2 protein-coding genes are annotated in these 2623 nt (G+C 58.5%); both read left to right on the forward strand.

From position 1 onward, the window contains the following. Nucleotides 1-171: 171 nt before the first annotated feature. Nucleotides 172-1707 (forward strand): IS21 family transposase, encoded by a 1536-nt coding sequence (istA, locus tag EDF70_RS29805; protein WP_132281914.1) that lies wholly within the window; start codon nt 172-174, stop codon nt 1705-1707. An 11-nt stretch (nt 1708-1718) separates the two neighbouring features. Beyond that, nucleotides 1719-2474, forward strand: coding sequence for an IS21-like element helper ATPase IstB (istB, locus tag EDF70_RS29810; protein WP_132281916.1), 756 nt, complete (start codon nt 1719-1721; stop codon nt 2472-2474). Nucleotides 2475-2623 lie beyond the last annotated feature (149 nt).

Consider the following 2623-nt stretch of genomic DNA (forward strand, 5'->3'; position numbering starts at 1 on the left):
TGCGGATTCCGACGTGAAGCCGGCCACCATTCCGATCAAATACCGGCCAGCATTCCGATATGAAGCCGGCCACCATTCCAATCAAAGACCGGCCACTTTCCGCCACTGATTATCATCCCCTGGGTCAGCAACTTTGGCATCAAATGGACCACGCGCAACGTGGAGATTTTGATGCCGGCAAAGAGAAGGCTGACCATGAGACAATTACGACAGATGCTGCGGCTTGCCGGAAGCGGGACGAGCTCCCGTGAGATTGCGGTCGTGTTAGGAATAGCGCGCAGCACAGTGCAGGATAATTTACGGCGAGCAACTGAGATCGGCTTGACTTGGCCTTTGCCAGGCGACCTGACCGATGATGCTCTCGAGAATAAGCTTTTCGCTCGCAACGGTGTCAAGCAGGGCACCCGACGGCGAACAGAGCCGATATGGGCAGAACTTGTCGTCGAGCTCAAGAAGCCTGGCGTTACGCTCCAAATCCTATGGGAAGAGTATCGCGCTTCAAACCCTGAGGGGTATGGATACAGCCGGTTTTGTGAGCTGTTCCGCAGCTTCGAGCAACGGCTGTCTCCGACGATGCGCCAGGAGCATGCTGCCGGCGACAAGGTCTTCGTGGACTATTCGGGAAAGAAGATACCGATCGTCGATCGGACGACGGGCGAGATCCGCGAGGCTGAGATCTTCGTCGCGGTGCTCGGCGCTTCCAGCTTCACCTACGCCGAGGCAACCTGGACCCAGACCCTGCCCGACTGGATCGGCTCGCATGTCCGCTTGTTTCGCTTCATCGGCGGGGTCCCTCGGCTGATCGTTCCCGACAATCTCAAATCGGGCGTGAATCGCGCCAGCTTCTACGATCCCGAGATTAACCGCAGCTACGGCATGATGGCCTCGCACTACGGCATTGGAGTCTTGCCGGCACGGCCGAAGCGACCGAAAGACAAATCAAAAGTCGAGAACGGTGTCCGTTTCGCTCAGTCCTGCATCCTTGGCCGCTTGCGCAAGCAGACCTTCTTCTCGCTCGCCGAGGCCAATGGGGCCATTGCCCAGTCTCTGGACCGCATCAACGACCATGTCATGCGTCGCCTTGGTGTCACCCGACGGCAGTTGTTCGAGAATGTCGAGCGTGCCGCGCTCGCAAATCTGCCCGGTGACGATTACGAGTTTGCGGAATGGCGATTGGTCCGTGTTTCAACCGACTACCACGTTGAATACAAGACCTTCCTCTATTCCGTTCCACATGGCCTTATCCGTCAGCAGGTCGATCTCAGAGCGACGGCACGGACCATCGAGGTCTTTCACCGCGGCAAGCGCGTCGCGGCTCATCAACGCCGATATGGTGGCCCTCGGTACGGCACTGATCCGGAGCACATGCCTAGCTCCCACCGGCGTTATGCAGAGTGGACGCCCGATCGTTTTCGCCGTTGGGGCGCATCGATTGGGCCCAATACCGAAGGCCTGGTCATCGCTGTTCTCGCCAGCCGGCCGCACCCGGAACAGGGCTTTCGAACATGCCTGGGCATCCTGCGCCTGTTTCGCGACATCGCTTGCGAACGCGCCGAGGCCGTATCAGCCAGAGCTGTCGAGATCGGAGGCCTGAACTGCAAAAGCATTGCCTCGCTTCTAGCCAACCATAAGGCAGCAAAACATTCCACCGAACCTTCTGCAATCATCGACCACGCCAATCTGCGTGGCCCGGGCTACTTTCATTGAGGACAAAACTGATGCTGACACACCCCACTATCGACCGACTACGAGAGCTTGGTCTTTACGGCATGGCCACTGCCTTCCAGGAGCTTGATGCCCAGTCAGAGGCGCGTGGTCTCGAACATGGCGAGTGGCTTGCCATTCTGCTGGAACGGGAAGCCACCATGCGCCAACAAAAGCGCTTCGAAGCGCGCGCAAGGGCCGCAAAGCTACGCCATGACGCGCAGATCGAGAACGTAGACTTCCGTGCGGCCCGCGGCCTTGATCGTAATATGTTCATGACCCTGGCCGGTTGCGATTGGATCACAAAACACCACAGCCTTCTCATCACCGGCCCAGCTGGGGTCGGCAAAAGCTGGTTGGCTTGCGCGATCGGTCACAAAGCATGCCGCGAGGATTTCTCCGTCGCGTACCACCGCGTCCCGAGGTTGTTTGCCAGCCTCGCACTGGCAAGAGGTGATGGCAGATATGGCCGGATCCTCAAGTCGCTGGCCAAGACCGACCTGCTGATCCTTGATGACTGGGGCCCGGAAAAGCTCAATGACGACCAGCGCCGCGACCTCCTTGAGATCATCGAAGATCGCTACGAACGGCGCTCTACCATCGTCACAAGCCAGGTACCCCTGGATCGGTGGTACGAGATCATCGCAAATCCGACGCTCGCCGACGCCATCCTCGATCGCCTTGTTCACAACGCCTACCGCATCGAGCTCAGCGGCGAAAGCATGCGAAAACAGCGTGCTCCAACGCTCCCCGAAACATCGCAAGCTTGACGTCGAACGAAACCAAAGCCACACATCCATTAGACCCAGGATCAGTCCGACAAGTGGCCGCCTTCAAATCGGAACGGCGGCCGGAATGAGATCGGAATGACTGGCCGGCTTGATTTCGGAATCAGTGGCCGGCTTCATTGGAATACGCA

Origin of the sequence: Neorhizobium sp. JUb45 (assembly GCF_004343585.1) — a bacterium.
GTDB lineage: Bacteria > Pseudomonadota > Alphaproteobacteria > Rhizobiales > Rhizobiaceae > Neorhizobium.

Coding starts and splice junctions, on each gene's coding strand:
- istA (WP_132281914.1), top strand. CDS start 172: ATGCCGGCAAAGAGAAGGCTGACCATGAGACAATTACGACAGATGCTG.
- istB (WP_132281916.1), top strand. CDS start 1,719: ATGCTGACACACCCCACTATCGACCGACTACGAGAGCTTGGTCTTTAC.